The organism is Pseudonocardia sp. Ae150A_Ps1, from assembly GCF_001932315.1.
GTDB lineage: Bacteria > Actinomycetota > Actinomycetes > Mycobacteriales > Pseudonocardiaceae > Pseudonocardia.
This window is the reverse complement of sequence record NZ_MCIJ01000001.1, coordinates 1,780,795-1,807,423: the sequence shown is the minus strand read 5'-3', so window position 1 is coordinate 1,807,423 and position 26,629 is coordinate 1,780,795. Positions and strand designations below refer to the sequence as shown.

22 protein-coding genes are annotated in these 26,629 nt (G+C 73.5%); 18 read left to right on the top strand and 4 right to left on the bottom strand.

Features of this window, described 5'->3' with window-relative positions; translation table 11 throughout:
* Positions 1-277 precede the first annotated feature (277 nt).
* The 5 genes from Ae150APs1_RS08145 to Ae150APs1_RS08125 all read left to right on the top strand — a co-directional run bounded on the left by Ae150APs1_RS08145 (position 278) and on the right by Ae150APs1_RS08125 (position 6,359).
* A complete protein-coding gene (locus Ae150APs1_RS08145) occupies positions 278-874 on the top strand; it encodes an ATP-dependent Clp protease proteolytic subunit (protein WP_029239652.1) in 597 nt (198 codons plus the stop codon).
* Complete coding sequence (locus Ae150APs1_RS08140; RefSeq protein WP_139316834.1) at positions 874-1,566, top strand: ATP-dependent Clp protease proteolytic subunit; 693 nt, start codon at positions 874-876, stop codon at positions 1,564-1,566. The genes Ae150APs1_RS08145 and Ae150APs1_RS08140 overlap by 1 nt, the downstream gene beginning before the upstream one ends.
* Before the next feature lie 204 nt (positions 1,567-1,770).
* Positions 1,771-3,054 carry an ATP-dependent Clp protease ATP-binding subunit ClpX gene (gene clpX, locus Ae150APs1_RS08135; RefSeq protein ID WP_075296747.1) on the top strand — a complete coding sequence of 428 codons (1,284 nt, stop codon included), beginning with the start codon at positions 1,771-1,773 and terminating at the stop codon, positions 3,052-3,054.
* Positions 3,055-3,189: 135 nt separating this feature from the next.
* On the top strand, positions 3,190-4,734 hold the full coding sequence (locus tag Ae150APs1_RS08130) for an OFA family MFS transporter (protein ID WP_249266267.1): 1,545 nt from the start codon (positions 3,190-3,192) through the stop codon (positions 4,732-4,734).
* 80 nt (positions 4,735-4,814) lie between these two features.
* Positions 4,815-6,359, top strand: coding sequence for an alkaline phosphatase D family protein (locus Ae150APs1_RS08125; protein ID WP_075296746.1), 1,545 nt, complete (start codon positions 4,815-4,817; stop codon positions 6,357-6,359).
* Positions 6,360-6,380: 21 nt separating this feature from the next.
* Here the strand turns inward: Ae150APs1_RS08125 and Ae150APs1_RS08120 are convergent, their stop codons facing one another.
* From Ae150APs1_RS08120 to Ae150APs1_RS08110, 3 genes are all read right to left on the bottom strand, one after another.
* Positions 6,381-7,367: a family 43 glycosylhydrolase gene (locus tag Ae150APs1_RS08120; RefSeq protein ID WP_249266266.1), complete on the bottom strand. Its 987-nt coding sequence runs from the start codon at positions 7,365-7,367 to the stop codon at positions 6,381-6,383.
* 318 nt (positions 7,368-7,685) lie between these two features.
* A complete protein-coding gene (locus Ae150APs1_RS08115) occupies positions 7,686-9,164 on the bottom strand; it encodes an MFS transporter (RefSeq protein WP_075296745.1) in 1,479 nt (492 codons plus the stop codon).
* A gap of 99 nt (positions 9,165-9,263) precedes the next feature.
* Entirely contained in the window at positions 9,264-9,686 is a 423-nt protein-coding gene (locus Ae150APs1_RS08110; RefSeq protein WP_010232638.1) for a PPOX class F420-dependent oxidoreductase, read from the bottom strand.
* A 64-nt stretch (positions 9,687-9,750) separates the two neighbouring features.
* Between Ae150APs1_RS08110 and Ae150APs1_RS08105 the strand changes: the two genes are divergently transcribed.
* The 10 genes from Ae150APs1_RS08105 to dapA all read left to right on the top strand — a co-directional run bounded on the left by Ae150APs1_RS08105 (position 9,751) and on the right by dapA (position 19,498).
* Positions 9,751-10,965, top strand: a complete 1,215-nt coding sequence (locus tag Ae150APs1_RS08105) for an MFS transporter (RefSeq protein ID WP_075296744.1) — start codon at positions 9,751-9,753, stop codon at positions 10,963-10,965.
* 32 nt (positions 10,966-10,997) lie between these two features.
* Positions 10,998-11,513, top strand: a complete 516-nt coding sequence (locus Ae150APs1_RS08100) for a hypothetical protein (protein ID WP_075301835.1) — start codon at positions 10,998-11,000, stop codon at positions 11,511-11,513.
* A 140-nt stretch (positions 11,514-11,653) separates the two neighbouring features.
* A complete protein-coding gene (locus Ae150APs1_RS08095; protein ID WP_075296743.1) occupies positions 11,654-14,290 on the top strand; it encodes a valine--tRNA ligase in 2,637 nt (878 codons plus the stop codon).
* Positions 14,291-14,592: 302 nt separating this feature from the next.
* Positions 14,593-15,963 (top strand): folylpolyglutamate synthase/dihydrofolate synthase family protein, encoded by a 1,371-nt coding sequence (locus Ae150APs1_RS08090; RefSeq protein WP_249266543.1) that lies wholly within the window; start codon positions 14,593-14,595, stop codon positions 15,961-15,963.
* A complete protein-coding gene (locus Ae150APs1_RS08085) occupies positions 15,960-16,379 on the top strand; it encodes a DUF4233 domain-containing protein (RefSeq protein ID WP_083679992.1) in 420 nt (139 codons plus the stop codon). Before Ae150APs1_RS08090 ends, Ae150APs1_RS08085 begins: the two co-directional genes overlap by 4 nt.
* 43 nt (positions 16,380-16,422) lie before the next feature.
* Positions 16,423-16,623, top strand: a complete 201-nt coding sequence (locus Ae150APs1_RS08080; RefSeq protein WP_249266542.1) for a ribbon-helix-helix protein, CopG family — start codon at positions 16,423-16,425, stop codon at positions 16,621-16,623.
* Positions 16,624-16,766: 143 nt separating this feature from the next.
* Positions 16,767-17,177, top strand: a complete 411-nt coding sequence (gene ndk / locus Ae150APs1_RS08075) for a nucleoside-diphosphate kinase (protein WP_010232591.1) — start codon at positions 16,767-16,769, stop codon at positions 17,175-17,177.
* Positions 17,174-17,695 (top strand): GNAT family N-acetyltransferase, encoded by a 522-nt coding sequence (locus Ae150APs1_RS08070; protein WP_010232592.1) that lies wholly within the window; start codon positions 17,174-17,176, stop codon positions 17,693-17,695. The genes ndk and Ae150APs1_RS08070 overlap by 4 nt, the downstream gene beginning before the upstream one ends.
* A 68-nt stretch (positions 17,696-17,763) precedes the next feature.
* Entirely contained in the window at positions 17,764-18,540 is a 777-nt protein-coding gene (locus Ae150APs1_RS08065) for a hypothetical protein (protein WP_075296737.1), read from the top strand.
* A 79-nt stretch (positions 18,541-18,619) separates the two neighbouring features.
* Positions 18,620-19,498 (top strand): 4-hydroxy-tetrahydrodipicolinate synthase, encoded by an 879-nt coding sequence (gene dapA / locus Ae150APs1_RS08060; protein WP_010232594.1) that lies wholly within the window; start codon positions 18,620-18,622, stop codon positions 19,496-19,498.
* A 14-nt stretch (positions 19,499-19,512) separates the two neighbouring features.
* On the opposite strand, the gene Ae150APs1_RS08055 is transcribed toward dapA, so the two are convergent.
* Positions 19,513-20,124: a TetR/AcrR family transcriptional regulator gene (locus Ae150APs1_RS08055; protein WP_060575224.1), complete on the bottom strand. Its 612-nt coding sequence runs from the start codon at positions 20,122-20,124 to the stop codon at positions 19,513-19,515.
* An 83-nt stretch (positions 20,125-20,207) separates the two neighbouring features.
* Here Ae150APs1_RS08055 and Ae150APs1_RS08050 point away from each other — a divergent pair, with 83 nt between their 5' ends.
* The 3 genes from Ae150APs1_RS08050 to Ae150APs1_RS08040 all read left to right on the top strand — a co-directional run bounded on the left by Ae150APs1_RS08050 (position 20,208) and on the right by Ae150APs1_RS08040 (position 26,149).
* The gene (locus Ae150APs1_RS08050) at positions 20,208-21,806 is read left to right on the top strand and encodes an AMP-binding protein (RefSeq protein WP_075296735.1); all 1,599 of its coding nucleotides are present in this window, start codon (positions 20,208-20,210) and stop codon (positions 21,804-21,806) included.
* Complete coding sequence (locus Ae150APs1_RS08045; RefSeq protein WP_256385576.1) at positions 21,803-25,003, top strand: carboxyl transferase domain-containing protein; 3,201 nt, start codon at positions 21,803-21,805, stop codon at positions 25,001-25,003. Before Ae150APs1_RS08050 ends, Ae150APs1_RS08045 begins: the two co-directional genes overlap by 4 nt.
* A 75-nt stretch (positions 25,004-25,078) precedes the next feature.
* Complete coding sequence (locus tag Ae150APs1_RS08040) at positions 25,079-26,149, top strand: glycerophosphodiester phosphodiesterase family protein (protein ID WP_249266265.1); 1,071 nt, start codon at positions 25,079-25,081, stop codon at positions 26,147-26,149.
* The last annotated feature ends 480 nt before the right edge of the window (positions 26,150-26,629 follow it).

Here is a 26,629-nt window from a genome sequence, read left to right as displayed (position 1 = left end):
GAACGGCACGTGGTGCGCTCTCGGCGAACATCGGGCGTCGCTCCCCGCGCGGGCACCGGTGTCCGCGTAGGGTCGGCCTCGAACCGGTCCCCACGAGGGACCGTGGACGGGTTCGCAAGACCCGAATACCGGAGAACCGAGAGCGATCCAGAGGAAGACTTTCGGGACCTGGGCGGGCACGACCGACGTCGTGCCCGCCCGGCCCGACTTCGGAAAGCAGGGTGAAGTGAGCCAGCAGGACATCGGCCCGCTCGCGGGCCTCGGTAGCGGGCCGCAGATGCGGGCCGCGACCCACAGCATGTCGCTGTCCGACTCGGTGTACGAGCGGCTGCTCCAGCAGCGGATCATCGTCCTCGGCCAGCAGGTCGACGCGGAGATCTCGAACCGGATCGCCGCGCAGATGCTGCTCCTCGCAGCCGAGGACCCCGAGAAGGACATCGAGCTCTACATCAACTCGCCGGGTGGTTCGGTGACCGACGGCATGGCCGTTTTCGACACCATGAACCTCATCCCGTGCGACGTGTCGACCACGGCGATGGGCATGGCCGCCTCGATGGGCCAGTTCCTGCTCTCCGCAGGGACGCCGGGCAAGCGCTTCGCGCTGCCGCACGCGCGGATCATGATGCACCAGCCGTCCGGCGGGATCGGCGGCACCGAAGCCGACATCACCATCCTCGCCGAGCAGATGCGCAAGACGAAGCGGGAGATGGCCGAGCTGATCGCGCAGCACACCGGCCAGTCGCTCGAGACCATCGAGCGGGACTCGGACCGTGACCGCTGGTTCACCGCCGAGGAGGCCAAGGACTACGGCTTCGTCGACCACGTCGTGACCCACGCCGGCCGCGCGTCGGGTTCGCAGAACGGGAGCGCCTGATGAGCACCTTCGATCCGCGCCACCCCGAGTCCGTGGCGGACCTGCGCGGGCCCGGTGGCTACGCGCCGGACCCGGTCCGGTCCCGTTACGTGCTGCCCTCCTACGTCGAGCGCACCAGCTACGGGGTCAAGGAGTCGAACCCGTACAACAAGCTCTTCGAGGAGCGCATCATCTTCCTCGGTGAGCAGATCAACGACACCTCGGCGAACGACACGATGGCCCAGCTGCTGGTGCTCGAGTCGCTCGACCCGGACCGCGAGATCTCGCTGTACATCAACTCGCCGGGCGGGTCCTTCACCTCGCTGATGGCGATCTACGACACGATGCAGTTCATCCGGCCCGACATCCAGACCGTCTGCCTCGGGCAGGCGGCGTCGGCCGCGGCGGTGCTGCTGTGCGCGGGCACCCCGGGTCGCCGGATGGCGGTCGAGAACGCCCGCATCCTGATCCACCAGCCGGCCACCGAGGGTGTCTACGGCCAGGCCTCCGACTTGGAGATCCAGGCCACCGAGATCTCCCGCATCCGCAAGCGGATGGAGGAGGTCATCGCCCGGCACTCGAACCGCACCGCCGAGCAGGTGCGCGACGACATCGACCGGGACAAGATCCTGACGGCCGAGGAGGCCAAGGAGTACGGCCTGGTCGACGAGATCGTCCAGAGCCGGAAGCTGTCCGCCACCGGCGGCCGCTGACGACATCCCGGGTCACCGGGGCCGGGCACGGCCCTGGTGACCGCCCGCCGACCCGCCGCGGAATCGGACTCTTCTTCCGGTCCCGGCGGCGGGTCCGGGCAGGTACCGTCGTCCCCGGAGGCCACGCGGTCCCGGAGGACCGGTCTCTCCGGAGACGACGGGCACGACGCGAGAACGCCGGACCAGGACTGGGGATCGACACCTATGGCACGCATCGGCGACGGCGGGGACCTGCTCAAGTGCTCCTTCTGCGGGAAGAGCCAGAAGCAGGTCAAGAAGCTCATCGCCGGCCCCGGCGTCTACATCTGCGACGAGTGCATCGATCTCTGCAACGAGATCATCGAGGAGGAGCTGGCCGAGGCCGGTGAGGTCAAGCTCGACGAGCTGCCGAAGCCCGCCGAGATCCACGACTTCCTCGACCAGTACGTCGTCGGTCAGCCCGACACCAAGCGGACGCTGTCCGTGGCCGTCTACAACCACTACAAGCGCATCCAGGCCGGCGAGCGCCTCCGCGCCAGCGGCAACGGCGACGGCATCGAGATCGCCAAGTCGAACATCCTGATGCTCGGCCCGACCGGGTGCGGCAAGACCTACCTCGCGCAGACCCTCGCGAAGCTGCTGAACGTGCCGTTCGCCATCGCCGACGCGACCGCGCTGACGGAGGCCGGCTACGTCGGCGAGGACGTCGAGAACATCCTGCTGAAGCTGATCCAGGCCGCCGACTACGACGTGAAGCGTGCCGAGACCGGCATCATCTACATCGACGAGGTCGACAAGATCGCCCGCAAGTCGGAGAACCCGTCGATCACCCGGGACGTCTCGGGCGAGGGTGTCCAGCAGGCGCTGCTGAAGATCCTCGAGGGCACCACCGCGAGCGTGCCGCCGCAGGGCGGGCGCAAGCACCCGCACCAGGAGTTCATCCAGATCGACACGACGAACGTGCTGTTCATCGTGGCCGGCGCCTTCGCCGGGCTGGAGCGGATCATCGGGGAGCGGGTCGGCAAGTCGGGGATCGGCTTCGGCGCGGACATCCGCTCGAAGAAGGACATGGACCCGGCGGAGAGCTTCGCCGAGACCCTCCCCGAGGACCTCATCAAGTTCGGCCTCATCCCCGAGTTCATCGGCCGGCTGCCGATCGTGGCGTCGGTGACCTCGCTGGACAAGGACGCCCTGGTCAAGATCCTCACCGAGCCGCGCAACGCCCTGGTGAAGCAGTACCGCAAGCTGTTCGAGATGGACGGCGTGGAGCTCGACTTCGCCGAGGAGGCGCTGGAGGCCGTCGCCGATCTCGCGATCCTGCGCGGCACCGGCGCCCGTGGCCTGCGGGCGATCATGGAGGAGGTGCTCCTCCCGGTCATGTACGACATCCCGAGCCGCGACGACGTGGCGAAGGTCGTCGTCACCGCGCAGACGGTCAAGGAGAACGTCAACCCGACGATCGTCCCGCGGCAGCCCCCGCGCCGGGAGCGCCGCGACCGCTCGGCCTGAGCCCGGTCACCCGCCGCGACGCCGGTCCCGCCCACAGGGTGGGGCCGGCGTTGCCGCGTCGAGTGCACTACTCCGGTTGCCGTACCGTTCGTCGTTACTTAGCGTTGCGCCCGCAACGGACGACGGAGGGGCGCGTTGGCCGGTTTTCTGACGAGGGAGCGGATCGTCGCTCCACCCGGGTGGAGCAGGTGGCTCGTGCCACCGGCGGCGCTCTCGATCCGCCTGGCGATCGGCCAGGCGTACGCGTGGAGCGCGTTCAAGGCCCCGCTGGAGAACGGGCTCGACATCTCGGGTGTCGCGAGCGCGCTGCCCTTCACCCTGGCCATCATCATGCTGGGGCTGTCGTCGGCGCTGTTCGGCACGAAGGTCGACGCCAACGGGCCCCGCTGGGCGATGGTCGTCGCCACGGCGTGCTTCGTCTCCGGATTCCTGATCTCCGGCCTCGGCCTGCATCTCGGCTGGTTCTGGCTGGTCGTGCTCGGGTACGGCTTCGTCGGCGGCATCGGGCTGGGCGTCGGGTACATCTCGCCGGTGTCCACCCTGATCAAGTGGTTCCCGGACCGGCCGGGCCTGGCCACCGGCCTCGCGATCATGGGTTTCGGTGGCGGCGCGCTGATCGCGTCCCCGCTGACGGCGTCGCTGCTGTCGACCTTCGGTGCGAGCGGTGACTCGCCCTCGGTGCCGGGCATCGGCAACACCTTCCTCGCCATGGGGGCCATCTACCTGGTCTTCATGTCGCTGGGCTGGCTGCTGATCCGGGTCCCGGCCGAGGGCTGGGCACCGGCAGGCTGGTCGCCCGCCGCGGCGAAGAAGTCCGGGATGATCTCGACCGGCCAGGTGTCGGCACGCAACGCGATCAGGACCCCGCAGTTCTGGCTGCTGTGGGTGGTCCTGTGCTTCAACGTCACCGCGGGCATCGGGATCCTGGAACGGGCCACCCCGATCTTCAAGGACTTCTTCGCGGACTCCTCGCCCGCGGAGACGCTGGCGGCCGCCGCGGTCGGCTTCGTCTCGATCCTCTCGCTCGCGAACTCCGCGGGCCGGATCGCCTGGTCGTCCCTGTCGGACGTGCTGGGCCGCAAGAACATGTACCGGATCTACCTGGGTGTCGGCGCGCTGCTCTACCTGCTGATCACGCTGATCCCGAACTCGAACCGGGCACTGTTCATCGTGGCCGCGGTGCTGATCCTCTCGTTCTACGGCGCCGGTTTCGCCACCGTCCCCGCCTACCTCCGGGACCTGTTCGGCACCTACCAGGTCGGCGCGATCCACGGCCGGCTGTTGACCGCCTGGTCCACGGCGGGCGTGCTCGGGCCGCTGATCGTCAACGCGATCGCCGACGCCCGCATCGAGGCCGGCGTGCAGGGCCCGGCCCGGTACACCACCGCCTTCTCGATCATGATCGGGCTGCTGGTGATCGCGTTCGTGTGCAACGAGCTGATCCGGCCGGTCGACGCGAAGCACCACGAACCCGAGCCGGAGGGACACCGCCACCGGCCCGGAGACCGAGACCGCCGAGGCGAAGGGGGCACAGTCGTGAGCACGTCCGAGGTGGCGGGATCCGCCACGTGGAGCCCGCTGCAGTGGCTCGGGGCGGTCCTGGCCTGGATCTGGGTCGGGGTGCCGTTCGCCTACGGCCTCTACGAGCTGGTCCTGAAGATCCCCGCCCTGTTCGGCTGAGAGATCACCCACGGCCGGTTCACCGGCCGTTCACCCGGATGGTCCGGTTGTTGTTCACCCGTCCGGATTAGAACGGCGTCGTGGTCCTGTCACGACGTTCCCTGTTCCGCACCGCGGCCGCCGGTGGCCTCGCCGCCGGCGCCGCGCTGACCCTTCCCACCACCGCGTCCGCGGCACCGGCACTGGTCCGCTCCGGACGCCCCGTCCTCACCCACGGCGTCCAGGCCGGGGACGTCCGCGGCGGCTCCGGTCTGGTCTGGACGCGGGCCGACCGGCCGTCCCGGATGGTCGTCGAGGTCGCGGACTCGCCGGACTTCCGGCGGGCCCTGCGCGTCCCCGGCCCGCTGCTGACCCCCGACGGCGACTTCACCGGCCGGCTGCGGGTGCCCGCCCGTCGTGGCCGGGTGCACTACCGCGTCGTCGCGGAGGCGCTCGACGGCGGCGGTGCGAGCGAGCCGCTCACCGGCAGCTTCCGGGCCGAGCCCGGACGCGGGGAGCCGGTCCGGATCCAGTGGTCCGGCGACGTCGTCGGGCAGGGCTGGGGCATCGACCGGGCGCACGGCGGGATGCGGATCTTCTCCGCGATGGCGGACCGCGAGCCGGACCTGTTCCTGCACTCCGGGGACACCGTCTACGCCGACGGCCCGCTGGAGGAGACGGTCACGCTGCCCGACGGCCGGGTCTGGCGCAACGAGATGACCGCCGAGAAGGCGAAGGTCGCGGAGACGCTGGCCGAGTTCCGCGGCCAGTTCGCCTACAACCTGCGCGACGACAACATGCGCCGGTTCGCCGCGTCGGTGGGCCAGATCGTCCAGTGGGACGACCACGAGGTCACCAACAACTGGTACCCCGGCGAGATCCTGACCGGCGAGGTCGGGGAGAAGTACACCGAGAAGCGGGTCGACGTGCTCGCCGCCCGCGGGTTCCGGGCGTTCCACGAGTGGCAGCCGCTGGACCCGCGCACCGCCGTCGACGGGCGGGTGTACCGGCGGCTGACGTTCGGCCCGCAGGTCGAGGTGTTCGTGCTCGACATGCGCACCTACCGGACCCCGAACTCGGCCAACACCGGTACCGGCGAGCGGATCCTCGGCGAGGCCCAGGCGCGCTGGCTGGTGGAGTCGCTCGCCGACTCCCGGGCCACCTGGAAGATCATCCAGTCGGACATGCCGATCGGGGTGCAGGTGCCCGACGGCGACACCGCATGGGAGGCCGTCGCCAACGGGGTGCCGGGTCCGCCGAGCGGGCGCGAGTCCGAGATCGCCGGGGTGCTGGCGGGCATCCGCCGCCGCGGGATCCGCAACGTCGTCTGGGTGACCGCGGACGTGCACTACACCGCCGCCCACCACTACTCGCCCGAGCGGGCCGCGTTCGACGGGTTCGACCCGTTCTGGGAGTTCGTCTCCGGGCCGCTGCACGCCGGAGCGTTCGGGCCGAACGAGCTCGACCCGACCTTCGGGCCGAAGGTGGAGTTCGTACGCGGGCCGTCCCGCCAGGAGGCGTCGCCGTTGGAGGGGTTCCAGCACTTCGGGGAGCTCGACGTCGCGCCCGACGGGTCGACGCTGGACGTGCACCTGCGCGACCAGGACGGCGCCTCGCTCTGGAGCACGACGCTGCAGCGGGCCTGATCCCGGACCGCTCCGGGCGGGTCAGGGGACCGGGCGCGGTGCGGGACCGGCGAGCGTCGGGGTGACCCGCCCGAACCGGCCCTCGGAGGTGATCGGCAGCCGGTCCAGGGTCACCTCGCGGTGCGTCCCGTCGCCGCCGGGGATCGCGAAGCGGTGGTAGGCGTAGTACCACTCGTCGGTCCCCGGGATCCGCAGCGGCGATCCGTGCCCCGGCCCGCGGACGCCCGCGGCCTCGTTCTTCGCGAGGATCACGCCGTGGTCGGTGAAGGGCCCCGCCGGGCCGGGCCCCGTCGCGTAGCCGACCCGGTAGTCCTCGGAGCGGTAGTCGCCGATCGACCAGGTGACGTGCCAGGTCCCGGCGCGACGGTCGACGTGGATCCCCTCACCGAAGCCGTCCAGCCCGGACAGCACCCGGATCTTCTTCGGGTCGAACGACACCATGTCCGGGTTCAGCGGCACCATCTGCGCCTGGCCGTTGCCCCAGTACAGGTAGCGGGTGCCGTCGGGCCCGGCGACGACGGCGGGGTCGATCGCCGCGCCCCGCCCGCCCGGGTTCGTCGTGACCAGCGGGCGGCCGCTGTCGCGGAACGGTCCCGTCGGGGAGTCGGCGACGGCGACGCCGATCTTCTCCTCGGCGGTGAAGTAGAGGTACCAGCGGCCGTCCTTCTCGGCGACCTCCGGCGCCCAGGCGAGCTTCTCCGCCCACCGGACGTCGGTGCCGAGCCGCAGGATCTCGCCCCGCGGCCGCCAGTTCACCAGGTCCGTCGACGACCAGGCGGTGAAGGACGCGTCGCTCGATCCCTCGCCGTCGGTGGTCGGGTACAGGTAGTACGTCCCGTCCGAGACGGTGATCGCGGGATCGGCGTAGTAGCCGTCGAGGGCGCGGCCGCCGACCGGGTGCGCGGGTGCCCCGGCCGCGGCCGGCGCCGGTGCGGGGTACAGGGCGACGGCGGCCAGCGCGAGGGCGGCGGCGAGCACGGCCGTGAGCGGCAGGCTGGTTCGCGACACCCCCGCACGGTGGGGGAGGGCACCGCGCCGCGGTGGGACGGCACGCCCGGGGCCCCCCGGATCCACCCGTGCGTGCGACCGCCCCGGCCGCCCGGCCACGCGCCGCCCGCCCCGGGCCGCGCACGCTGCGGCACCCGTGCCGGTGCGCGGCACCCGGTCACGGTGCGCGGCACGCGGTCATGGTGCGCGGCCCCCGTCACCGTGCGCACCTGGTCTCCGTGCGCGGCACCCCGTCGCTGTGCGCCGCACCCGTTGCGTGGGGTGCGTCGGCCCGTGACGGGGTGCCTCGCGAGGTCGTGGGGCGGGGCGGCGGGCTGGTCAGGGCTCCTGGCTGTCGTGGGAGGCAGGGGGGTCTGTGAAGTCCGGGCCGGGCGCTACCGCTACGGGGGTCCGGGCCGCCAGGACGGGGCCTGCGGGCATCACGTCATCGGGATCGGCGGGGGGCCGGTCGTCGGCGGGGGCCGCGAGGTAGGCGGCGGAGAGCCGCCGGTACGGGCGCGAGGCCAGGGCCGCCAGGGTCGCCATCAGCCCGAGCAGCCCCGTCACCACGAAGACCAGTGCGATCGCCCGGTCGGTCCCGGTGCCGAACCAGCCGCCGATCGCCCGGGCATCGGCGCCGCCGTCGCTCATGAACGGCACTACCACCAGCTCGGTGACGGGCGCGAGCAGGAACGCCGTCAGCGGCGAGGCGGCCTGCTCCACGCTCTGCGCGAACCCGAAGACCCGGCCCTGCCTGCCGTAGGGCACCACCCGCTGCAGGACGGTCTGCTCCGCGGCCTCGGCGTAGGGCATGAGCAGCATGAACACCGTCATCCCGATCGTCAGCAGGACGATCGAGGCCTGCAGCGGGAACAGCATCGTCGCCGTCCACAGTGTCGCGTTCACCAGCAGCAGGGTCCGGACCGGTCGCGATCCGAGGCCGGTCCGCGCGACCAGCAGCCCGCCCACGATCACGCCGGTGGACAGCGCGCCCCACAGCAGACCCCACGCCTGCACCGAGATCATGGACAGGCCGTACGGGTCCATCAGCGCCATGAACACCCCGCCGAGCAGGTTGTTCACGCAGGTGAAGACGATCAGGGCCGGGAGGCCGGGCACCGAGCCGACCACCCGCAGCGTCCCGCGCAGGTCGACCCCGCCGCGGTCGTCCCCGCCCCCGGCGGCGGCGTCCACCGGCGCGGAGGGCACCCGCACCCGGGACAGGTGGAGCAGCGACGCGCCCAGCACGACGAGCGCGAGCAGCAGCACCGACCGCATGCCGTCGTACGCGACGAGCAGGCCCGACAGCACCGACGTCACCAGGAACGAGACCCCGGTCGCCGTGCCGACGAGCCCGTTCGCGCGGTCCCGGACCCCGGCCGGGACCAGCAGCGTCACGAGTGTCGGCAGCGCGATCGTGCGCAGGTTGCCGGTGATCACGCCGAGCATCAGCGCGACGACGAACCCCCACAGCAGCGGGCTGGACGCGTCGCGGAAGACCTCCGCCGGCGTCGTCAGGTAGACGACCAGGCAGCCCGCGTAGATCGCCAGCGACACCGCGGCGGAGCCCTGCATCACCGCGCGCTTGCCGAACCCGTCGACGAGGCTGCCGAACCAGATCCCGGTCGACGACGTCGCCGCCAGGAAGATCCCCGCGATGATGCCGGTCGCCATCACCGACCGGGTCTCGACGAACACCCAGAACGTCACGGCGAACCACACCGTGAAGTTGACGACCGACACGGTCAGGGTGCTCGCCAGCAGGTGCGCGAAGGTCCGCTGCGTGCCGTGCCGCAGGTCCAGGCGCGTGGGGTCCATGGTCCACCGTCCTCTCGGAAGCTGGGACCGGCGGGACCGCCGGAACTCATCGGCTCCGGGACGGACGGTGCGGGACGGACCCGGGTTCGGGTCGAGCGATCAGGCGGTCATGTCCAGCGAGGCGACGACCTTCGTCGGCCGGATCCGGACGACGAGCTCGCCCGGCACGCCATTGCGGCGCCCGAACTCCTCGGCCCGGTCCTCGCCCATGTACCGGCGGCCGAGCGCGGTGGCGGTGCGCAGCAGCTCGTCCGGGTCCTCGCTGGTCTCGGCGATCCCCTGGACCTGCACGAACGCGTACGGCGGTTCCGGCAGGTCGGCGGTCAGCACGACCCGCGGGTCGCGGACGATCGCGCGGCCCTTCGCGGTGCCGGCCCCGGTGTTGAAGACGATCGCGTCGTCCTCGGCCAGGAACCAGACGGGGGCGACGAGCGGGCGGCCGTCCCGCGCGGTCCAGCCGAGCATCCCGGTGCGGGTGCCGTGGTTCAGGAACCCGGCGACCTCGGGTGTGAGAGCGGTCATGCCGCGCAGCGTAGGGCGGGAATCCGGATGACCGCGCGGCCGTCACCGTGTTGGGCTCCCTGCGATGTCCCACGCGACCGAGACCGGAGTGGACGTACGGCAGCCCGTGCCGCGCGTCGTCACGGTGCTGGCCCTGAGCATCTTCGTGCTCGGCACCAGCGAGTTCGTGATCACCGGGCTGCTGCCCGACATGGCCGCCGACCTGGGCGTGACGATCTCCCAGGTCGGCTACCTGATCTCCGGGTTCGCCGTCGGGATGGTCGTCGGCGCGCCGCTGATGGCGGTCGCGACGCTGCGGCTGCCGCGGCACACCACGCTGGTGGCGATGCTCGTGGCCGTCGCCGCGCTGCACGTGCTCGGCGCGCTCACCTCCAGCTACCCGCTGCTGGTGGCGATCCGGGTGCTGACCGCGGTCGCGACCGGCGGGTTCTGGGCGGTCGCCGCCGTCGTCACGGTGTCGTCGGTGGGACCGCGCGACCGGGCCCGGGCGCTGTCCCGGCTGCTCGCCGGGCTGACCGTGTCCAACGTGGCCGGCATCCCGCTCGGCACGGTGATCGGGCAGCAGTTCGGCTGGCGGGCGACGTTCTGGATCATCGCGGCGCTGGCGCTCGCCGGACTGGCGGGGGTGCTCACGCTGGTCCCCCGTACCTGGGGCACCGGTCAGGAACGACGGCTGTCGGCCGAGCTGGCGGTGTTCCGGCGCGCCCGGCTGTGGTTCGCGCTGACCACGACGGCGCTCTACCAGGCCGGCATGATCGCGATGCTGGCGTACCTGGCGCCGCTGCTGATCGAGGTCGCCGGGCTCGCCCCGGGCTGGGTGCCCGCCGTGCAGTTCGGCGCGGGCGTCGGCTCGCTGGCCGGGATCGTGCTGGGCGGCCGGTTCGCCGACCGGCACCCGTGGCGGACGCTGTTCGCCGCACTGGTCGGCGCCGGCGTCCTGCTCGGGCTGCTCGCCGGGACGGCCGCGCTCCCCGGCGCGGCGCCGGCGGTCGCCGTCGGGCTCGGGTTCGTCGCGTTCGTCGCCGCCGCCCCGCTGAACGCCCGCGTGTTCGCCCTCGCCGGGACCGCTCCGACGCTCGCGAGCGCGACGAACACCTCGGCGTTCAACGTGGGGAACTCGCTGGGCCCAGCGCTGGGTGGGCTCGCGATCGCCGCCGGCTGGGTGCTGACCGCGCCGCCGCTGATCGGGGTGCTCCTGATGGCGTGTGCACTCGTCCCGGCCTGCGCCTCGGTGCTCCTGGACCGGCGGTGGGGCGCCCCGGGGACGACCGGGGCGTGACACCGGCGGCGCAGGCCAGCAGGATCACCGTCGTGGGCGGGAGCGGGGGTCCGGAGGTCGGCAGTGTGCTCGGGCGGCAGGTCGACGGCGTCACCTGCGGGCCGTCGGTGCTCGTGATGACGGCCGCGCTCACCGGTTCCGGATGGCCGGGCCCGGCGGCGGAGCGGTTCGGCGCCGCGCAGCGGGCTGCCCACCGCCAGGCGAACCGGTTCTGGCCGCGCGCGCTCGGGACGACGCCCTGGGGGATGCGGGCGTGGCTGCACCGGCACGCGCCCGCCGCGGGCCGGTTCCGGATCCGGCCCGCCACGGCGCGCGAGCTCGCCGCGGTCGCGTCCGCGCGTCGGCCGGTCCCGCTCCTGGTCGGGACTCGCCGGCTGCCCCGGCACTGGGTGCTGGTCCTGGGCGCCCGCGCCGACGGCACCTGGCGGGTCTACGAGCCGGGCTCCGGCACGGTCCGGGCGTTCCACCCGGCGGCCTTCGCCGACGGCACCGCCGCCCGGACCCTGGGCATGCCCCGCCCCTGGTGCGTGCTGCGCCCCGTCCCGTGAGCCGGTCGATCAGCACGTCGTGGCCCCGGCGACGGCCGGAACGTGCTGACCGGTCCGGGCCGGCGGTGCGGCGCGGTGCGGCGGGGGTGGCGGCGGCGGGGGTCCGGAGAGCTGTCGGTGCCGACTCGTAGACTTGACATGTGACCGAGACCCTGGGAGCGCGTACCGCCGACCTGCCCGCCAAGTGGAACCCGGGCGAGGTAGAGGGCGACATGTACCGCCGCTGGGTCGACCGCGGGTACTTCGAGGCCGACCCGGCGTCCGGCAGGCCGGCCTTCAGCATCGTGATCCCGCCGCCGAACGTCACCGGCAGCCTGCACCTGGGCCACGCGATGGACCACACCCTGATCGACATCCTGACCCGGCGCCGCCGGATGCAGGGCTACGACGCGCTGTGGCTGCCCGGCATGGACCACGCCGGCATCGCGACCCAGTCGGTCGTCGAGCGGCGGATGGCCGCGGCCGGCGAGCCCGACCGGCACACGATCGGCCGCGAGCGGTTCGTCGAGAAGGTCTGGGAGTGGAAGGCCGAGTCCGGCGGCTCGATCCTGGGGCAGATGGAGCGCCTCGGCGACGGCGTCGACTGGTCCCGCGAGCGCTTCACCCTCGACGAGGGGCTGTCCCGCGCCGTCGCCACCGTCTTCAAGCGGATGTTCGACGACGGGCTGATCTACCGGGCCGAGCGCCTGGTCAACTGGTCCCCGGCGCTGCGCTCGGCGATCTCCGACATCGAGGTCGACCACATCGAGACCGAGGGCGAGCTCGTCTCCATGCGCTACGGCGACGGCGACGCCTCGGTCGTCGTCGCGACCACCCGGGTCGAGACGATGCTGGGGGACACCGCCGTCGCGGTCCACCCCGACGACGAGCGCTATGCCGCGCTGGTCGGCACCGAGATCGAGATGCCGATCACCGGCCGGCGGATCCCGGTCATCGCCGACACCTACGTCGACCCGGAGTTCGGCTCCGGCGCCGTCAAGATCACCCCAGCACACGACCCGAACGACTTCGAGGTCGGGAAGCGGCACGACCTGCCGATGCCGACGATCATGGACGAGACCGGCACGATCGCCGGGTCCGGCACCCGGTTCGACGGGATGGACCGGTTCGCCGCGCGCGAGGCGATCCGCGAGGAGCTGCGCGCCGAGGGTCGGATCGTCGCCGAGAAGCGGCCCTACGTGCACTCGGTCGGGCACTGCTCGCGGACCCAGGTCCCGATCGAGCCGCGCCTGAGCCTGCAGTGGTTCGTCAGCACCGGGCCCCTCGCCAGGGCGGCGGGCGACGCGGTCCGCGAGGGCCGCACCGTGCTGCACCCGAAGGAGCAGGAGAAGCGCTTCTTCGACTGGGTCGACAACATGCACGACTGGACGATCAGCCGTCAGCTGTGGTGGGGGCACCGGATCCCGGTCTGGTACGGCCCCGCCGGCGAGGTCGTCTGCGTCGGGCCGGACGAGGAGCCGCCGACCGGCGAGGGCTGGCGGCAGGACTCCGACGTCCTCGACACCTGGTTCTCCTCCGGGCTGTGGCCGTTCTCCACGCTCGGCTGGCCGGACGAGACCCCGGACCTCGAGCGCTACTACCCGAACTCGGTGCTGGTCACCGGCTACGACATCCTCTTCTTCTGGGTCGTCCGGATGATGATGTTCGGGACCTACGCGATGGGGGAGACCCCGTTCCGCGACGTCTACCTGCACGGGCTCATCCGCGACGAGCACGGCAAGAAGATGTCGAAGTCCAAGGGCAACGTCATCGACCCGCTGGACCTGATGGAGGACTACGGCGCCGACGCGCTGCGCTTCACCATCGCCCGCGGCTCCAACCCGGGCACCGACATGTCGCTGTCGCCGGAGTGGGTCGCCGCGTCCCGGAACTTCACCACGAAGCTCTGGAACATCACTCGGTTCGCGCTCTCGAAGGGCGCCGACCCGCACCTGCCGCTGCCCGCCGAGGCGGACCGCACCGACGCCGACCGCTGGATCCTGGGCCGGCTCGCCGAGGTCCGCGGGCAGACCGACGAGCTGCTCGACGGCTACCAGTTCGCGAAGGCGACCGAGGGCCTCTACCACTTCGCGTGGGACGAGCTGGCCGACTGGTACGTCGAGCTGTGCAAGACCCAGCTCGACGACCCGGCCACCGCGCCCGGCACCCGTGCGGTGCTCGGGCACGTCCTCGACGCGCTGCTGCGGATGCTGCACCCGATCGCGCCGTTCGTCACCGAGGCGCTGTGGACCGCGCTGACCGGTCGCGAGACCGTCGTGACGGCCGCCTGGCCGACCGCGGCCGACACCGGCGCGCCCGTCGACGCCGCCGCGGCCGCACGGGTCACCGACGCGCAGAAGGTGATCACCGAGGTCCGCCGGTTCCGCACCGAGCAGGGCCTGCCGGACCGCAAGTCCGTCGCGGCCCGCCTGGCCGGGCTCACCGACGCGGGCCTGGCCGGCCACGAGACCGCCCTGCGGTTCCTCAACCGGCTCGACGCGGCGGGCGACGACTTCGCCGCCACCGCCACCTTCGAGGTCACGACCTCCGGGGGGCCGGTCACCGTCGAGCTGGACACCTCGGGGGCGATCGACGTCGCGGCCGAGCGCGCCCGGCTCGGCAAGGACCTGGCCGCCGCCGAGAAGGAACGCGACCAGGCGGACAAGAAGCTGAACAACCCGAAGTTCACCGAGAAGGCACCGGCCGACGTCGTCGACGGCATCCGCTCCCGGCACGCCGCCGCGCTGGCGGACATCGAGCGGATCACCGCGCGGCTGGCCGCGCTGCCGGAGGCCTGAGGCACGTGGCACCACGCGACGATCGACACGGCTACGACCAGTTCGACGAGGAGGACTCGCCGACCTACGGCGGGGACCGCTGGGCCGAGGGCGGGTTCGGCGACGACGAGGAGCCGGAGGCCGGCACCGAGCGGTCCGAGGACTCCGAGCGGTCCGAGCAGTCCGAGGAGGACGGCTCCGACGAGGACCGCTCGGACACCGCGGCCGCCGACGAGGCGGCGGAGACCCCCGAGAAGGACGCCCAGGAAGCCGTGATCGCGGCCGTGCTCGACGAGATCCGCGGTGGCGACACCCCGGACGTCGTGCCGGCCCAGTCGACGGTCACCGGGTACGCCGAGTTCCTCGCGGTCGACGCCGCGCTGGACCGGCGCTGGCCCGAGTCGGTCATGGAACCGTCGCTGGAGCGGATGCAGACGCTGTGCGACGCGCTCGGCGAACCGCAGCGCGGCTACCCGGTCGTGCACCTGACCGGGACCAACGGCAAGACGTCGACCTCCCGGATGATCGACGCCCTGCTCACCGAGGTGGGCCTGCGCACCGGCCGCTACACCAGCCCGCACCTGCAGCGGGCCACCGAGCGGATCAACCTGGACAACCGCCCCGTCACCCCGGAGCACTACGTCGCGACCTACCGGGAGGTCGAGCCCGTCGTCGAGCTGGTCGACGCGAAGCGGGGCGACGCCCCGGCGCTGTCGAAGTTCGAGGTGCTCACCGCGATGGCCTTCGCGTCGTTCTCCGACGCCCCGGTCGAGGCCGCGGTGATCGAGGTCGGGCTCGGCGGCCGGTGGGACGCGACCAACGTCGCCGACGCCGACGTCGCCGTCATCCTGCCGATCGGCGTCGACCACGCCGAGTACCTCGGGAACGACGTCCTCGACATCGCCCGCGAGAAGGCCGGGATCATCAAGGAGGGCTCGGTCGCCGTCCTCGCCGCGCAGGACAAGGAGGTGGCCGAGGTCCTCATCGAGCGCTGCGCCGAGGTCGGCGCGCAGGTCGCCCGGGAGGGCGCCGAGTTCGGCGTCCGGGAGCGGGAGCTCGCGGTCGGCGGGCAGCGCCTCGAGCTGCAGGGGCTGTCCGGCCGCTACGACGAGATCTTCCTGCCGCTGCACGGCGAGCACCAGGCGTCGAACGCGGCGGTGGCACTGGCCGCCGCCGAGGCGCTGGTCGGGGCCGGCACCGCGCAGCCCCTCGACCCGGAGGCCGTCCGGGCCGCATTCGCGTCCGTCCGCTCGCCCGGCCGGCTGGAGCCGGTGCAGGGCGGACCGGACACCCCCACGGTGCTGCTCGACGCCGCGCACAACCCGGCCGGGGCGACGGCGCTCGCCACGGCGCTGACCGGCGAGTTCCGGTTCACCCGGCTGGTCGGCGTGCTCGCGGTGCTCCAGGGCAAGGACGCGCGCGGGATCCTCGAGGGCCTCGAACCGGTGCTGCACGAGGTCGTGGTGACCACCAACTCCTCGCCCCGGGCGATGGACGCCGACGAGCTGGGCGCGCTCGCCGCCGAGGTCTTCGGCTCCGACCGGGTCAGCGTCGAGCCGTCGCTGCAGGCCGCCGTCGAGCAGGCGGGGGAGATCGCCGAGGAGGCCGGCGGGTCCGGCGTCGGCGTGGTCGTGACCGGGTCGGTGGTGACGGCCGGCGAGGTCCGGTCGCTGTTCGGCAGGGAGCCGGAGTGAGCGGGACGGACCGGATCGACGGGGTCCCGGAGGGCGTCCGCCCGCCGCCGACCGACCCGATGAAGGGCGCCCGCGGCGTGTTCGCCGCGACGCTGATCCTCGAGGCGATCGTGGTGCTGCTCGCGCTGCTGGTGCTGCCACGCTTCGGCAGCGGCTCCACCGCACTCGGCGCCGGGGTGATCACCGCCCTGGCCGTGGCGATGATCCTGCTGTCCGGGCTGCAGCGGCGTTCCTGGGGCCTGGGCGCCACGCTCGCGCTGCAGGTGCTCCTCGTCGTCGCGTCGTTCGTCTTCGTGCCCTCGCTGGCGATCGTCGCGTTCGCGTTCGTGGTGGTCTTCGCGATCCTGCTGTGGATGCGGCGCGAGGTCGCGCGGCGGATGGCGGCGGGGACGCTGCCGTCGCAGCAGGAGGAATGAGAGGCATCGCGGTATCACCGCAGGTATCATCGCTGCCGTGGCGATGACCCTGCGGCTCACCGAGTCGGAGACCGAAGCCCTGCGCGCCCGCGCCGAGACCGAGGGGCGATCGATGCAGGAGGTCGCCCGGGCCGCCGTCCGGGGGTACGTCGACCGGCACGACCACGACATCGAGGTCGACCGCGCCGCCGCCTGGGTCACGGAGAACTTCAGGGACACTCTCGACCGGCTCGGCCGGGCCTGACGACCACCCGCTCCTCGTGACCCGGTACCTGAGCCTGCCCGATCTTCTGCGTTTCGCCGCGACCGCGCTCGGCGAGGAGCCCGGGGTGACGGGTGACGGTGGCCCGTGCGGGCTCGTCACACACCGTCGCTACCCTGGCCCGCGTGACTGAACGCACTCTCGTCCTGGTCAAGCCCGACGGCGTCGCGCGCAAGCTCGTCGGCGAGGTCGTCTCGCGGATCGAGCGCAAGGGCCTCGACCTCGTCGCCCTCGACCTGCGCACCGTCGACCGTGAGCTGGCCACCCAGCACTACGCCGAGCACGACGGTAAGCCCTTCTTCGAGGAGCTGATCTCCTTCATCACCTCCGGCCCGGTCCTGGCCGCGGTCGTCGAGGGCCCGCGGGCCATCGCCGCCTGGCGCCAGGTCGCCGGCGGGACCGACCCGGTGGAGAAGGCCACCCCCGGCAGCATCCGCGGGGACCTCGCCCTGGAGACGGGGTCCAACCTGGTCCACGGCTCGGACTCCCCGGAGTCGGCCGACCGCGAGATCAAGCTCTGGTTCCCGAACCTGTGAGTGTCGACGCCCCGGCCGTCCACCGGGTCGTCGATCCACCCCCCGGCGCCGCCGCCGCGCTCGGCGATCTCTGGATCGCCGTGACCGAGGCCGGCGGCGCCGTCGACTTCGTGCCCGGCTGGGACCCCGGTGAGATCCGTGACCTCGCCGCGGCGACGATCGACGGCGTCCGCTCCGGCGACGCCTGGATGATCGTCGCCGGGGACGGGGCCGAGCCCGACGGCACCGTCTTCCTGGCCCGCGGGGGCGGTATCGCGGCGCACCGCGCCGACGTCCAGCGCCTGATGGTCCGCCCGGACCTGCAGGGCCGTGGGGTCGGGACTGCGCTCCTCGCCGCCGCCGTCGCGCACGGCCGGGAGATGGGCGTCGAGATGCTCACGCTCGGGGCGCGCGGCGGGACGCCGCTGCCGGCGTTCTACGCCGCCCGCGGGTTCGCCGAGTACGGAAGGCTCCCCGCCGGGGTGCGGCTCGCGCCCGGCGACGCGCGCGACGTGCACCTGTTCGTGTACCCCCTCTGACCGGCCGATCGATCAGGTCGCCCGTCGGCCGGATGGCAGGGACGGGCGTTGCGCGCCACCATGAGCGGATGACGGTGCTCACCCCGCGCCCGACCACCGCGGATCTCGTCCGGAGCGTGGTCGTGGCGGTCCTGGCGATCCTGCAGGTGCTGGTCTCCACGCTGGGCGGATCCGGGATCGGGGAGGTGGCCCGGTCCTACGACACGCCGCTGCTCGCGGCCTGGTGGGCGTTCTCGATCTGGGGCCTGTTCTACCTGGGGTTCGTCGTCTACGCGGCCTACGCGCTGCTGCCCGCGCAGCGGGGGCGCGGGATCCACCGCCGGGTCGGCTGGTGGCTCGCGGCCTCGGCGGCGCTGAACCCGCTGTGGATCCTGGCGTTCTCGAACCGCTGGGTCGTCACCGCCGAGGTGGTGCTGATCGGGCTGGTCGCCGTCCTCGCGGTCGCGTACTCGCGGCTGGCGCGCGACGCCGCCGACGGCTGGGTCGAGCGGCTGGCGTTCCGGCTGCCTGTCGCCCTCTACCTGGGCTGGTCGTCGGCGGCGCTGGTGCTCGGCCTGATGGCCGCCGGTGTCGCGGTCGGCCTGCCCGCCGACGGCGCGCTGCCCCAGACCGCGGCGATCCTGCTGCTGGTGATGCTGACCGCCGCCGTGCTGTCGGTGATCGGATCGACCGCGGGTTTCGCGGGCTTCGCCGCGGCCGTCGTCTGGGCGCTTGCCGGGGTGGCCGCGAACGACCGTCCGATCGCGGTCACCGCCGTCGCCGTCGTCGCCGCGGTGCTGGTCGCGGTGCAGGCCGGACGCCGGATCGGCCGGTCGGTCCAGCCGGCCCGGCTCGCGCTGGGCTGAGTGCCACGAACCCGGTGGCGTCGTCGGGGTCGCTTGCTACCGTCGTGCCGGCACAGCAGCGGTACCAGGGAGGACCGGAATGATCACCGGGAGCATCGTCGCGATCGTGACCCCGATGCACGACGACGGCGAGGTGGACCACAAGGCTCTCGGCGAGCTCGTCGAGCGCCAGATCGACGCGGGCACCTCCGCGATCGTCTCGGTCGGCACCACCGGTGAGTCGTCGACGCTGTCGGTTCTGGAGCACACCGAGGTCATGCGCCGCACCATCGAGGTCGCGAACGGGCGGGTCCCCGTCATCGCCGGCACCGGTGCCAACTCCACCGACGAGGCCGTGCACCTCACCCGGGCCGCCCGCGCCGCCGGTGCCGACGGGGCCCTGCTGGTCACGCCGTACTACAACAAGCCCCCGCAGGAGGGGCTGTACCAGCACTTCAAGCGGATCGCGGAGACCGTCGCCATCCCGCAGTACCTCTACAACGTGCCGGGGCGCACCGCCTGCGACCTCCTCCCGACGACGGTCGCGCGGCTGGCCGAGATCCCGAACATCGTCGGGCTCAAGGAGGCCAAGGGCGATCTCGACCGCGTCCGCGAGCTGGTCGCCCTCGGCCTCGACGACTTCGCGCTCTACTCCGGCGACGACGGCACCGCCCGCGCGTCGATGCTCGCCGGGTTCCACGGCGACATCTCGGTCACGGCCAACGTCGCCCCCGAGCCGATGGCCCGGATGTGCAAGGCCGCCGTCGCCGGCGACGCCGAGACCGCCGCCGCGCTGGACGCCGACCTCGCGGGCCTGCACGCCGCCCTGTTCTCGGAGCCGAACCCGATCCCGGTGAAGTGGGCGCTGGCCGAGCTGGGCCTCATGCCCGGCGGGATCCGGCTGCCGCTGGTGCCGCTCGACGAGTGGCACCACGAGGACGTCCGCGCCGCGCTGCGCGCTGCCGAGCTGCTCGCCTGACCCGCGGCCCCGGCTCAGTCCGGGGGATCGGCGATGCCGGCCAGGCACAGGTACATGTCCGAGACCTCGCCGGCGAGCGCCTCGAGCCTGTCCGGCTCCGCCGCGGCCAGACGTGCGAACCGGGCGATCAGGCCGGTGATCGCCACCGAGATCCGGTCCGGGGGCACCACGGGCCGGGCGACGCCGTCGTCGGCGAGCCGTTCGAGGAAGCGGGTGTTGCGGCGCTCCGCGCGGGCGAACACCTCGTCGTGCACCTCGCGCAGCGCCGGGTCGGCGAGCGCTTGGTGGGCGAGGATCGTCAGCAGCCCGTCGTGACGGGTGTAGGCGCGCAGGTAGCCGGCGACGATCTCGCGGACCATCGTCGCCGGTGACCCGCTCGGCGTGCGCTCCTGGAGGCGCAGGAACTCCGCCCGGACGCGGTCGACCAGCGCCCGGAACACGGCGTCCTTCGAGTCGAAGTAGGAGTACACCGTCGGCCGGGTCACCCCCGCCGCCGACGCCAGCGCCGCGACCGTCGTCGCCTCGTACCCGAGCCGCCGGAACACGCCCTCGGCGGTGTCGAGCAGCAGGGCGCGCCGGTCCTCCGCCGGGACGGCCCGGCCACCGAGCCCCGCGGCCTGCGACATGGGGCCACTCTCGCACGCGGCCGGCTCACTTGACACCCATGTAAAGTCAGCGTCGTCCACGCCGCCCGACGAGGGGTGCTGATGTGAGCCTTCCGCCGATCGCCGAGCGCACGCTGCGCGCCGCCTACGACCGTGCCCTCGCGGAGTCCCCGGACGCCGTCGCGCAGGTGGGGCCGGACGGCCGGTACACCGTCGCCGGGAGCCACGAGCGCTCGCTGCGCGTCGCGGCCGGGCTCTCGGCACTCGGCGCGGCCCGGCAGGACACCGTCGCGCTGCTGCTGGACAACTCGCTCGACGCCGTCCACACCTGGTCGGGGGCTGGACTCGGCGGGTTCGTCGAGGTCCCGGTGAACACCGCGTACACGGGCTCGTTCCTCACCCACGTCCTCGAGGACTCGGCCGCCGGGATCCTGGTCTGCGAGGACGCCCACGTCGAACGGGTCGCCCGGGTCGCCGGGGACCTGACGGCGCTGCGGACACTCGTCGTCCGGGGTGATCCCGCGGCCGCGGACGGCCTGCGGGACCGGTTCCGCGTCGTCGGTTTCGACGAGCTGCTCGCCCACGAGCCCGCCGCACCCGTCACGCTCGATCCCGGCGAGCTCATGGCGCTGATGTACACCTCGGGCACCACCGGAAGGTCCAAGGGCGTCCGGATCCCGCACGCGCACGCCTACACCTACGCCTCCCGCGAGGACCAGGCGCGCCCCGTCCCGGGCGACCGGATCCTCGTCACGCTGCCGCTGTTCCACCTCGCGGGGCAGTGGTTCGGCGTCTACCAGGCCCTGATCCACCGGGCGCTGTGCGTGATCGAGCCCGGTTTCTCGGTCAGCCGGTTCTGGCCGACGGTCCGCGAGCACGGCATCACGGTCACCGTGATGCTCGGTGCGATGGCCGAGCTGCTCCAGCAGGCGCAGCGTCGCCCCGACGACGCGGACAACCCCCTGGAGCTGGCCGTCATGGCGCCGCTGGCCAGCGACGTCGACGGGTTCCGTGCGCGGTTCGGGATCGACCTCGCCGCCGTCTACGGGATGAGCGAGATCGGCTGCGTGCTCAACGGGCCACCGGAGACCGTGGTCGGCGGCGAGTGCGGCTTCCCGCGGCCCGGCTACGAGCTCCGCCTCGTCGACTCCGCGGGTCACGACGTGCCGTCCGGGTCCGTCGGCGAGCTGTGGGTCCGGCCCGAGGAGCCGCTGACCGTGATGCAGGGCTACCACGGCCTGCCGGAGAAGACCGCCGAGACGCTCGTCGACGGCTGGGTGCACACCGGCGACGCCTTCCGGGCCGACTCCGAGGGCCGGTTCTTCTTCGCCGACCGGATGAAGGACGCGCTGCGCAGGCGTGGCGAGGACATCTCCAGCTTCGAGGTGGAGCGCGTGATCAACGAGCATCCCGACGTGTACGAGAGCGCCGTCGTCGCGGTGCCCTCCGAGCTGACCGAGGACGAGATCAAGGCCGTCGTCGTGCCGCGGGAGGGCCGCACCGTCGATCCCGTCGAGCTGACCCGGTTCCTGATCGAGCGGCTGCCGTACTTCATGGTGCCCCGCTACGTCGCGTTCGCCCCCGAGCTGCCCAAGACCCCGACCCAGAAGGTGCACAAGCACGTGCTGCGCGAGTCCGGCGCCGGGACCGGCGTGTGGGACCGCGAGGCCGCCGGGATCGTCGTGCGGAGGCCGGGCCGGTGAGCGGGACGCTGCTGGTCGCGAACCGGGCCGAGATCGCCGTCCGGATCATGGACACGGCGTCGGCGCTCGGGATCGGGACGGTCGCCGTGCACCCCGCCGACGACGCCGCGTGCCTGCACGTCGTGCGCGCGGACCGGGCCGTCGAGCTCCCCGGCGCCGGGGCCGCGGCCTACCTGGACGTCGACCGGATCGTGCGCGCGGCCGTCGACACCGGAGCCGACGCCCTGCACCCCGGCTACGGGTTCCTGTCCGAGAACCCGGCGCTCGCCCGGGCCTGCGCCGCCCACGGCGTCACCTTCGTCGGTCCGGCGCCGGAGGCGCTGGAGCTGTTCGGGGACAAGGCTTCCGCGCGGGAGCGGGCCGCCGCGCTGGGCGTCCCGGTGCTGGAGGCAGTCGCCCCCGACGACGGCGCGGCGCTGCTGTCCCGGCTCGGCCCCGGCGGCGCGGTCATGGTCAAGGCCCGCTCCGGCGGTGGCGGACGCGGGATGCGGCCGGTCACCGACGCCGCCCACCTCGACGACGCCGTCCGCCGGTGCGCCTCCGAGGCCAGGACCTCGTTCGGCGACGGCGAGGTGCTCGTCGAGCGGCTCCTCCCGCGCGCCCGGCACGTCGAGGTCCAGCTCCTCGGGGACGGGACCGACGTCGTCGTCCTCGGCGACCGGGACTGCTCGGCCCAGCGGCACCGGCAGAAGCTGGTCGAGATCGGCCCCGCGCCGGCCCTGCCCGGCGACGTCCGGGCCCGTCTGCACGACGCCGCGCTGCGCCTGCTCGCCGGGTACTCTGGCCTCGCGACCGCGGAGTTCCTGGTCGCGGGTGCCGAGATCGCGTTCCTGGAGGTCAACCCGCGGATCCAGGCCGAGCACACGGTCACCGAGGAGACGACCGGACTGGACCTGGTCGAGCTCGGCCTGCGGGTCGCCCGCGGCGCGCGGCTCGCCGACCTCGGGCTCACCGCGCCACCCGTCCCGCGCGGTACCGCGGTGCAGGCCCGGGTGAACGCCGAGGCCGTCGGACCGGACGGGTCCCGTGCCCCGGCGGCCGGGACGCTGACCCGGTTCCAGCCGCCCGCCGGGTGCGGGATCCGCGTCGACACCCACGGCTACGCCGGCTACCCGGTCGGGCCCCGGTACGACCCGTTGCTGGCCAAGGTCGTCACCCGCGGCGCGGACGCCGCCACGGCCGCCGCGGCGGCCCGGCGGGCGCTGGCCGGGTTCGACGTGGCCGGGGTCGAGGTGAACATCGGGCTGCTGCAGGCGCTGCTGGCGCTGCCGGAACTGGTCGACGGGACGCTGGACACGTCCTATGTGGACCGGAACGTCGGCGGCCTGGCGGGCGCGGAGCGCGAGTCGGTGCTGCCCCCGGCCGGGCCGGCTGACCCGTCGGGGACCGGGGCAGGCCCGGTCGCGTCCGCCGGACGGACCGCGGTGCCGGAGGACCGGACCGCCGTCCGTGCGGCGCGGCCGGGCGTCGTCGTCGCGCTCCCCGCGGGTGTCGGGGACGTGGTCGGTGCCCGCGGCGAGGTCGTCGTCCTCGAGGCGATGAAGATGGAGCACCCGGTCACCGCGGGCACGCCGGGCCGGGTCGAGTCGCTCGCCGTCGCCGTCGGTGACGCCGTCGAGGCGGGTGACCTGCTCGCCGTCCTCGCCGACGCCGACGCGGCCGAGGACGCCGAGTGCGCCGGGGCGGACGACCCGGACCGGATCCGGCCCGATCTTGCCGAGGTGCGGGACCGTCGGCGCACCGGGCTCGACGAGGGCAGGGCCGCCGCCGTCGCCCGGCGCCGTGACGCCGGGCGGCGCACCGCCCGGGAGAACATCGCGGACCTCCTCGACCCGGACAGCTTCGTCGAGTACGGCGCGCTCACCCTCGCGGCGCAGCGCGCCCGGCGCAGCGTCGACGAGCTCGTCGCGAAGACCCCGGCGGACGGCCTGGTCACCGGGACCGGGACGGTCGGCGGGCGCCCGGTCGCCGTGATGTCCTACGACTACACCGTCCTGGCCGGCACCCAGGGCGTGCACAATCACCACAAGACGGACCGGCTCTTCCGGCTGGCCGAGCGCGAGAACCTGCCGGTCGTCGTGTTCGCCGAGGGCGGCGGCGGGCGCCCGGGGGACACCGACACCTCGGCGGTCGCCCAGCTCGACGTCCCGACGTTCCGGCTGTTCGCCCGGCTCCGCGGGCGGGTGCCGACGGTCGCCGTCGTCGCCGGGTACTGCTTCGCGGGCAACGCCGCGCTCGCCGGCGCCTGCGACCTGATCGTCGCGACCGAGGGGAGCAGCCTCGGGATGGGCGGGCCCGCAATGATCTCCGGTGGTGGGCTCGGCGTCGTCGCCCCGTCCGACGTCGGGCCGATGCCGATGCAGTGGGCCAACGGCGTCGTCGACCTGCTGGTGCCGGACGAGGCCGCCGCGGTCGCCGAGGCCCGTCGCTACCTGCTGCACGTCGGCGGCGACCCGGTCCCCGGCGAGCACGCCGACCAGCGGGCGCTGCGCCACGCGGTCCCGGAGAACCGGGTCCGGGCCTACGACGTCCGGCGCGTCCTCGACGTCCTGTTCGACACCGGCAGTGTCGTGGAGCTGCGCGGCGGGTTCGGGGCCGGGATCGTCACGGCGTTCGCCCGGCTCGACGGCCTCGCCGTCGGCGTCCTCGCGAACGACCCGGAGCATCTCGGCGGGGCGATCGACGGCGACGCCGCCGACAAGGCCACCGCGTTCCTGCAGCTCTGCGAGGCCCGCGGGCTGCCGGTGGTGTCGTTGTGCGACACCCCTGGGTTCATGGTCGGTCCGGACGCCGAGCGGACGGCCACCGTGCGCCGGTTCGGCGCGATGTTCGTCGCCGGGGCGCAGCTCACGGTGCCGCTGGTGGCGGTCGTGCTGCGCAAGGGCTACGGACTCGGGGCGATGGCGATGGCGATGGCCGGCGGCGACCTGCACGCTCCCGTGCTCACCGTGGCCTGGCCGACCGGCGAGTTCGGCGGGATGGGCCTGGAGGGGGCGGTCCGTCTCGGCTACCGCGACGAGCTGGCCGCGATCGACGACGCCGACGCCCGGCAGGTCCGCTACGACGAGCTGGTCGCGGGCTACTACGAGCGCGGCAAGGCGCTGAGCGTCGCGACGGTCTTCGAGATCGACGACGTGATCGACCCGGCCGACACCCGCACCCTGCTGACCCGGGCCCTGGGGAACCGGGGGCGCTGAGCTCGTCGACCGGCCGCCATGCCCCTGTCATCTGCGGGCAGGTCACCCGACAGCGGCGGTTCCTAGGGTCGCGCCGTGCGACTCCGACGCCCCCTGCCCGTGCCCCTGCTCGTCGTGCTCGCGGCCGCGGCACTGCTCGCGACGACGGCTGCGGCCCCCGCCCCGCCGGACGACGACCGGGTGGTCGACCTGCAGGCGCACCGCGGCGGATCGGTGCTGTCGGTGGAGAGCTCGCTGCAGTCGTTCGGCACGGCCCTCGACCTGGGGGTGCACACCCTGGAGCTGGACGTCCAGATCACGGCCGACGGGCACGCCGTCGTCACCCACGACCGCCGGACCAGCGACGAGGTCTGCACGGACACCGCGCCGGTGGCCCCGGGCGATCCGCAGTTCCCGTACGTCGGGAAGTACGTGAAGGACCTGACCCTCGACCGGATCCGGACCATGGACTGCGGCTCGGTGCGCCGGCCCGCGTACCCCGCGCAGACCCTGTCGCCGGGCGCCCGGATGCTCGAGCTGCACGAGGTGTTCGCTCTCGCGCGGGACCGCGGGGCCGACGACGTCCGGTTCAACGTCGAGACCAAGGTCGAGGCCGCGGCCCCGGCGGAGACCGCGCCGCGGGAGCAGTTCGTACAGGTCGTCGCGGACGAGGTCCGCCGCGCCGGAGTCGTGGAACGCACGACGGTCCAGAGCTTCGACCTCGCCGCGCTGGACCGGATGCGGGAGGTCGCTCCCGAGCTGGACCGGATCCTGCTGATGAACGAGAGCTTCTTGGAGCTCGGGCAGCCGGGCCGGTCGCCGTGGCTGAACGGCCTCGACGCCGACGACCTCGGTGCCGATCCGGCCACCGCCCTGGTGGCCGCGGCACGCACGGTCGACGCGTCGGCGGTCTCCCCGGTGCACGGCACGCCGCAGTCGGCGGGGACCACCGCGCCCGGCTACACGCCCTTCACCACGGCCGCGACGGTACGGGCCGCGCACGACGCCGGGCTCGCGGTGATCCCGTGGACGGTGAACGACGTCCCCACGATGGACGCGCTGCTCGACCTCGGGGTCGACGGGATCATCACCGACGCCCCGGACCGGGCGCGCTGGGTGTTCGAGCGCCGCGGGCTGCCCCTCCCGTCCCCGCGCCCGGCAGGCTGACGGCACGACCTCGCCCGGCCGCCGCGCACACCGGACCGCGTCGTGCGAACGGAGCCTGTGGGTTCGCTGGGTTCGCACGAGCTCGTGTCGTTCGCACGGGGTCCGACCCCGTGCGAGGCGCGATCCCGTGCGAACCCTCGGGACCTGGACCTCGTCGTGGGTTGCGGGGGGAGCGAGGGGGTGAGGGGAGTACCGGAGCCGGGCAGGGTGCCGAGGGACTCCGGGGCGGGCTCGCCGGGCGGTGGTCGGCGGGTCCGGGGAGGAGGTTCTGCGGAATCGCTTCCTCAGGCAGCGATCTCAGCGCAGGTACGTGCCTCGTGTGTGGGAGCACTGGTCCGTGCCCCGTGCCCCGTGCCCCGTGCCCCGTGCCCCGTGCCCCGTGCCCCGTGCCCCGTGCCCCGTGCCCCGTGCCCCGTGCCCCGTGCCCCGTGCCCCGTGCCCCGTGCCCCGTGCCCCGTGCCCCGTGCCCCGTGCCCCGTG